8 protein-coding genes are annotated in these 6,938 nt (G+C 69.7%); 7 read left to right on the top strand and 1 reads right to left on the bottom strand.

The window, feature by feature from the left end; all coding sequences use genetic code 11:
- Positions 1-142 precede the first annotated feature (142 nt).
- From ACFWPJ_RS20540 to ACFWPJ_RS20520, 5 genes are all read left to right on the top strand, one after another.
- Positions 143-1,273 (top strand): hypothetical protein, encoded by a 1,131-nt coding sequence (locus tag ACFWPJ_RS20540; RefSeq protein WP_378853603.1) that lies wholly within the window; start codon positions 143-145, stop codon positions 1,271-1,273.
- 44 nt (positions 1,274-1,317) lie between these two features.
- Positions 1,318-2,076 carry an SDR family NAD(P)-dependent oxidoreductase gene (locus ACFWPJ_RS20535; protein WP_378853607.1) on the top strand — a complete coding sequence of 253 codons (759 nt, stop codon included), beginning with the start codon at positions 1,318-1,320 and terminating at the stop codon, positions 2,074-2,076.
- Positions 2,077-2,152: 76 nt separating this feature from the next.
- Positions 2,153-2,716: an orotate phosphoribosyltransferase gene (pyrE, locus tag ACFWPJ_RS20530; protein ID WP_378853601.1), complete on the top strand. Its 564-nt coding sequence runs from the start codon at positions 2,153-2,155 to the stop codon at positions 2,714-2,716.
- 68 nt (positions 2,717-2,784) lie between these two features.
- Entirely contained in the window at positions 2,785-3,843 is a 1,059-nt protein-coding gene (locus tag ACFWPJ_RS20525; RefSeq protein WP_378853599.1) for a beta-ketoacyl-ACP synthase 3, read from the top strand.
- 1 nt (position 3,844) lies between these two features.
- Positions 3,845-4,543 carry a lysoplasmalogenase gene (locus ACFWPJ_RS20520; protein ID WP_378853597.1) on the top strand — a complete coding sequence of 233 codons (699 nt, stop codon included), beginning with the start codon at positions 3,845-3,847 and terminating at the stop codon, positions 4,541-4,543.
- Positions 4,544-4,758: 215 nt separating this feature from the next.
- Here ACFWPJ_RS20520 and ACFWPJ_RS20515 read toward each other — a convergent pair whose 3' ends face one another.
- Positions 4,759-5,205 (bottom strand): hypothetical protein, encoded by a 447-nt coding sequence (locus ACFWPJ_RS20515; protein WP_378853595.1) that lies wholly within the window; start codon positions 5,203-5,205, stop codon positions 4,759-4,761.
- Positions 5,206-5,348: 143 nt separating this feature from the next.
- Here ACFWPJ_RS20515 and ACFWPJ_RS20510 point away from each other — a divergent pair, with 143 nt between their 5' ends.
- Complete coding sequence (locus ACFWPJ_RS20510; RefSeq protein ID WP_378853593.1) at positions 5,349-6,032, top strand: TrmH family RNA methyltransferase; 684 nt, start codon at positions 5,349-5,351, stop codon at positions 6,030-6,032.
- A 201-nt stretch (positions 6,033-6,233) separates the two neighbouring features.
- Positions 6,234-6,938 (top strand): glycoside hydrolase family 76 protein (locus ACFWPJ_RS20505; protein WP_378853605.1); only part of this gene is annotated, 705 nt, incomplete at its 3' end.

The following is a 6,938-nucleotide window of genomic DNA, read 5'->3' as shown; positions in this document are numbered from 1 at the left end:
GCCAAAAAACCCCAGCGGGCTCGACCCACGAATAGATCATCATCTGTCGCGCGTTACCAAGCGGCCCCCGATGAGCGACCCGCGCGTCGAAAGCCCGGCACTGCCGGGCAATCACGGCGACGGCTGGATAGGCTAGGCGACGATGACGGCTATGTGGTTCGGGTTGGCGGCGATCGCACTCGTTGGTGCGGTCGTACTGCTCTATTTCGATCGGGTCCAGCGACAGCGCACCGGGCACGCGCGCCAGGTCTGGGCGAAGTCCCAGGGCTATACCTACGTCTCGGTCGAGCCGGCGCTCGCCTCGACGTGGCGTCGTGGCGCGCTGGCCAAGCTCGGCTATCTCTCCGCGGTCGACGTGGTCTCCGGTATCCGCAAGGGCGAGAAGTTCGTGCTCTTCGACCTGGAAGACGCGGCGACGCTGGTGGCGGTGCGCCGCCAGATCGGCTCCGAGATCGACGTCGACATGCGGCTCAAGACCGCGTCGCCGCCGAAGGACCACGATCTGGAACTGCTCGGCGCGATCGGCGACCGGGTCGTGTTCGCGACCGATCCCGAGATCGCCAGGCACGCGGTCGATCAGCGGATGGTCGGCTTCATCGAGTCGCTCTCGGACACCGTGCAGATGCTGTGGAGCGAGGGCAACTGGACCCTCGGCATGCTGCCCGTCGGCAGCGGACCCAAGGACTGGGAGACCGCGATCGACGCGGTGCTGCGCCTGTCCGGCCTGCTGCATGTGCTGCCGCCGGTGGTCGAGCCGAGCGAATATACCCGCCCGCGCAGCAATGCCGACGAGCCGCTGGGCTTCCGCGCCGGGTACGACGAGGATCTCGACGACGACCGCGCACCGGCCGAATTCGGGCGTCCCGCCGCCGGTGACCACGACGAGCCTGGTCGCGCCCGTTTCCCGGGACCCGACGATGCCGATCTCGACGATCCCTACGGCGACCAGCCGTACGGCGGCCGTGGTCTGAGCTCCCAAGCCCCCGAACCGGACGATTTCGAGTTCGGCCGTCGCGCGCCCGCTGGCCGACCGCAGGCCTACACCGGCGACGACTACGACCCCGACCTCGACGATCCCGACTTCGAGGACCAGCCGGCCCCGGGCCGCCGCCCGCTCGGTGAGCCGCCGAAGCGGCCGTCGCTGGCCGTCGTCCCGGAACCGCGTCCGCGCCCCGAAGCGCCCGCGTCGCGTGACGAGGACGCCGACTCGGGACAGCCCGGCGGACCGTTCCACCCCGGTTTCCGCCCGTACCAGGGGCCCGTACCGAAGTGACCGACAGCCCGCTTCGCCTGCCCGGCTCGCATCGTCCCGTCGCCATGATCACCGGACCGACGTCCGGGATCGGGCAGGGCTTCGCCCACCGTCTCGCCTCGCTCGGCTACGACCTGGTGCTCGTCGCCAGGAACGAGGTACGTCTGCGGGCTCTCGCCGACGAGCTCGGCCGCCGCTACGCCACCTCCACCGAGGTGCTCGCCGCCGACCTCGCCGATGACGACGACCGCGCCCGCGTCGCCGATCGGGCCGCCAAGGGCCTCGAATTCCTGGTCAACAACGCGGGTTTCGCGCATTCGGGAGAGTTCTGGACCCTGGAGCCCGCCGAACTGCAGGCGCAGCTCGACGTCAACGTCACCTCGGTGCTGCAGCTGACCAGGGCCGCGTTGCCGCCGATGATCGCCGCGGCCACCGGCTCGATCGTGAATGTGGCGAGCGTGGCCGGGCTGATCCCCGGACGGGGGTCGACCTATTCGGCGTCCAAGGCCTACGTCGTATCCTTCTCGGAAGGGTTGGCGGGTGGATTGGCGGGCACCGGTGTCCGCATCCAGGCGCTGTGCCCCGGGTTCGTGCACACCGAGTTCCACGAGCGGGCGGGCATCGAGATGAGATCAATTCCCCAGCGCCTGTGGCTCGACGTCGACCAGGTCGTCGACGGGTGTCTGCACGACCTGGACGCGGGGCGGGTGATCAGCGTGCCGGGCGTGCAGTACAAGGTGCTCACCGCGGTGGCGGGCTTCGTCCCACGGACCCTGGTGGCCCGCATGAATCGCGGACTCTTCAACGCGCGCGGACGGACCTAGGGCATGAGCGTCGGGCCCGGACGCGGCGCGTAGCGTAACCATAGGCCCGGATCATGACCGAAAGGACACGCAAACGATGATCGACCAGGCACGTCAGGCGCTCACCGAGGCAGATCGCGACCAGCTGGCCGCGCTCGTGCGCGAGCTCGCGGTCGTGCACGGCAAGGTGACGCTGTCCTCGGGCAAGGAGGCCGACTACTACGTCGACCTGCGCCGTGCGACGCTGCACCACCAGGCAGGCCCGCTGATCGGTTCGCTGCTGCGCGAGCTGGTCGCCGACTGGGACTTCGACGCCGTCGGTGGGCTCACCATGGGCGCCGATCCGGTCGCGATGGCCGTGATGCACGCGGCGGGCCGCCCGATCGACGCGTTCGTGGTGCGCAAGGCGGCCAAGGCGCACGGCATGCAGCGCCAGATCGAGGGCCCCGACATCGTCGGCAAGCGCGTGCTGGTCGTCGAGGACACCACCACCACCGGCAATTCGCCGCTCACCGCGGTGCGCGCGCTGCGTGACGCGGGCGCGATCGTGGTCGGCGTCGCTACCGTTGTCGATCGGGAAACCGGTGCTGACCAGGTCATCGCCGCGGAGGGGCTGGAGTATCGATCCATCCTCGGTCTCGATGACCTTGCTCTGAGTTAGCCTGAACAACGGTAACCCTGGATGACGATGTGGTCGTCCGGAAAGTCTGAAGGACGTGTGAGTCACCTGTGGTGAGCATTGCAGTAAACAAGAGTCGTGACAACGTCGCGATGCTCGGGATCGGTGCGTACCGACCGCAGCGCATCGTCAGCAATGCTGAGGTATGCGAGGTACTGGACTCGACGCCGGAGTGGATCTACGAGCGCACGGGTATCCACAACCGGCGCTGGATCAGCGGCGACGAGACCATCCGTTCCATCGCCGCCGCCGCGGGTGAACGCGCGCTGAAGAACACCCCGATCGATCGGTCGAAGATCGGCGCGGTGATCCTGTGCACCTCCAGCTGGCTCAAGCTCACCCCGCACGGCGCGCCGTCGGTGGCCTCCGACCTCGGCCTCAACGGCGTCGCCGCCTTCGACCTCACCTCCGGTTGCGGCGGCTTCGGCTATGGACTCGGCGTCGCCGCCGACCTGATCCGGGCAGGCTCGGCCGACTACATTCTGGTGATCGGCGCCGAGACGATGACGGTCGGCCTCGATCCCACCGACCGCGGCACCGCGATGATCTTCGGCGACGGCGCGGGCGCGGTCGTGGTCGGTCTGTCGGAGGAGAACGGCATCTCCCCGACGGTGTGGGGCAGCGATGGCGACAACGCCGAGGCCATCTCCCAGGACATCGACTTCCTCGAATTCTCGCTGCGGGCCCTCGAGGTCCAGGAGCCCGGCTACGCGGGCGACCCGCTGCGGCGCATGGCGTTGCGGATGGCGGGGCCGAAGGTGTTCCGCTGGGCCGCGATCACCCTGCCGCGCGCGCTGTCGGCGGCGCTGGAGATGTCCGGTGTGGCCAAGGAGGACATCGAGGTGTTCATCCCGCACCAGGCCAACGCGCGCATCAACGAGCTGATGAAGAAGAACCTCGGCCTGGCCGAGAGCATCCCGATGGCCAACGACATCGAGAACACCGGCAACACCTCGGCCGCCTCGATCCCGCTGGCGATGGAGGAGATGCTGGTCACCGGCAAGGCGAAGGGCGGTCAGCTGGCGCTGCTGCTCGGCTTCGGCGCCGGGCTGAGTTACGCGGGCCAGGTCGTCACCCTGCCGCCCGCGCCGCAGGAAGCGAGCTTCTGACGTGCGACCGCTGCGTGCCGGTTATCTCGCGGCGGCGGCGGTCACCGTCTTCGGTGCCGTCACCGGCCGCGACCGGCTCCAATGGCTGACCAAGCCGCTGCTGATGCCGCTGCTGGCGGCCGACACCGTCACCAGCGGCGTCGAGCTCGATCCGGCCGAGCGCCGGATCCTGCTCGGCTCGCTGGCCGCGGCCACCGTCGGTGACGTGCTGCTCATCGATCCCGACGACGACAAGCGCCTGATCGCGGGCGCGTCCTCGTTCGCGATCATGCAGACCGGCTACTCGCTGCTGTGGTGGCGGCGCGGCGCCCGCCCGCGCGCCGCGATCGCCGCACCCCGGCTGGTGGCGTGGGCCGGTGCGGCCGGCCTGCTGCGCGCGAAGGCCCCGGTCCTCGCGATCCCGCTGACCGCCTACGGCGCCACCCTCGGCACCGCGGCGACCCTGGCATCGGACCCCGCGCTGGCTCCCGGCGCGAAGAACATCGCGGGACTGAACATTCCGAACAGCGACCCGCGCAGCAGGCTCGGCCTCGGCGCACTGCTGTTCACGGTGTCGGACGGCCTGATCGTGCTGCGCCGCCTGTTCGCCCGCGACGACCGCACCCGGCGGGTGAGTGAGGGCGTCATCCTGGCGACCTACGCCGCCGCCCAGTACCTGCTCACAGATCCCGAGGTGGCCCCGCCCTCGCGCGGTGCCTGATACTCCGTGTCGACACCACCACCCGCGAGATCGTCGCCCTGCCCTCCCTGAACGCGGCCCTCGGTGGAGCTGCCACAGTCATCCCGGCGACAGATCTCGCAAGCACATGGGTAACTCGCCGGGTACGGGCTGACCCGTGCCCGCGCCGGCCGGAAGCCGCCCGCTCACGCAACGACCATCCTAGGTCTGGCCAGAATCGCGGAGAGGCGGAACAGCTACAACACGAGGATGATTCTGTCCCGGTCGGTCGGGTCGACGCGGATCGGGATGGTTTGCCCGATCGCCATCCGTGGCTTGTCCACCGGCATCACGTCGACCACGATCTTGCCGTGGTAGCTGTCGGACCCCGGCACGGTCAGCTCGACATCGAGTTCGGTGATTTCACTGGAATGGTCGGTGCGGGTCAGCGGCCGCACGCCGTCGATGCGCGCCCAGCCCTCCAAGCCGTGCTTACGCAGCTGCCGGTCGGCTTTGGTCGGCATCGAGGCGATCACCATGGCGATGCCTGCGGCGGCACCGAACAGCCCGACCATGATGAAGACCTGATAGGGCAGCGTCCCCGGCGGTGTGTGGGGCGCGAGCCAGCCGAGCCACACCGCGAGCGCGACCAGATACAGCGCGACGACGCAGGTCAGCGCCTGAACAATGCGCGTGTGCTCCATACCGACAACCACCCGTGAGCCCTACGATTCCAGGATAGGTCGCGTGTTCGTGTCGTCGGCGGCCTCGCGATCACGATTCGCGCAGGTGTACCCAGCCCCGGCCGAGTCGTCGGCCGGACCGGGCCCCACCTAGCATTCTCGGGGTGAACGAGTCAGTGCCATCGCCCGAGGTCGAGGTCGCGGGTCCGACCGAATGGGGCGAGCATCCGTACGGACTCGGACCGTGGGAGCAGGAATACGGCACCCCGGCGCCCACCGACGACCGCTACGACCCGCACCTGCTGGCCGAGGGCGACCGGCGCAATGTCGTCGACGCGTACCGGTACTGGACCCGCGAGGCGATCGTCGCCGACATCGACGCCCGCCGCTTCCCCTTCCACGTCGCCATCGAGAACTTCGGCCACGACGCCAATATCGGCACCGTCGTCCGCACGGCCAACGCCTTCGCGGCGGCCGCGGTGCACATCGTCGGCAAACGGCGCTGGAACCGGCGCGGCGCCATGGTCACCGACCGCTACCAGCACCTGATGCACCACGCCGACCTGGCCGAACTGCGTGAGTTCGCCGCAGGCGCGGGGCTGACCGTCGTCGCGGTCGACAACGTCCCCGGCGCGGTCCCGCTGGAGACGGCGCAGCTGCCGCGCGACTGTCTGCTGCTGTTCGGCCAGGAAGGCCCTGGTGTCAGCGAGGATGCGAAAGACGCTGCGGCGCTGACAGTTTCGATCGCCCAGTTCGGTTCGACCCGTAGTATCAACGCCGGTGTCGCCGCCGGCATCGCCATGCACGCCTGGATCCGCCAGCACGCCGACCTCTCGCTGGCCTGGTGACCGGTCGGTTCCTGACCGTCGTGATGGGTGAATCGGCCTGGTTGTGATCGAATCAGCCTCGAATCGGTAACAGAACGGGCGCGAAAACCGGGCGGCAACTGGCACCATGGTCCTATGACCTCGCGCAGCGGCCGGCGCCCACAGCCCACTGATCGCGCCGGATCCGTGCCGACACCGGCGTTGTGGTCCGAGCGTGCCGACATGGCCGAGTCCGCGATCGTCTCGCGGCACCTGCGCACGCTGTGGGGTTGTCCCGGAACGGAATTGGGTGTCGTCGGCTGGCCCGCGACCCGGCGCGAGCGCGCGTTCGCCGGCTGGCACTACTGGTGGCAGGCGCACCTGCTCGACATCGCGGTCGACGCCGCCAACCGCGTGCCGACCCCCGCGCGACGCAGGCGCATCGGCGCCATCGCCCGCGCCATCCGCATCCGCAACCTCACCGGCTGGACCAACCGCTACTACGACGACATGGCCTGGCTCGCGATCGCGCTGGAACGCGCCGAGCGCACCCAGGACCTGACCGAGGCCCGCCGCGGCCTGGTCGCGCTCGAGCAGCAGCTCTACGGCGCCTGGGCGCCGGAGACCGGCGGCGGCATCCCGTGGCGGGTCCGCTCCGACTTCTTCAACGCACCGGCCAACGGCCCGGCGGGCATCGCGCTGCTGCGCCTCGGCCGGGTCGAGCGCGCGCAGGAGATGGCCGACTGGCTGGACGCGACCCTGCGCGACCCCGGGTCCGGCCTGATCCTCGACGGCATCCACCTGCCGTCGGGCGAGATCGAGCGTCCGGTGTTCAGCTACTGCCAGGGTGTGGTGCTCGGCCTGGAGACCGAACTGGCCGTGCAGACCGACGACGACCGGCACGCCGAGCGGGTCAGCAGGCTGCTGGCCGCGGTCGAGGAGAACCTG

It is taken from the genome of Nocardia sp. NPDC058497 (assembly GCF_042720195.1).
Lineage (GTDB): Bacteria > Actinomycetota > Actinomycetes > Mycobacteriales > Mycobacteriaceae > Nocardia.
Note: the sequence above shows the minus strand (reverse complement) of the source record. Positions and strands in the feature narration are given on the sequence as shown.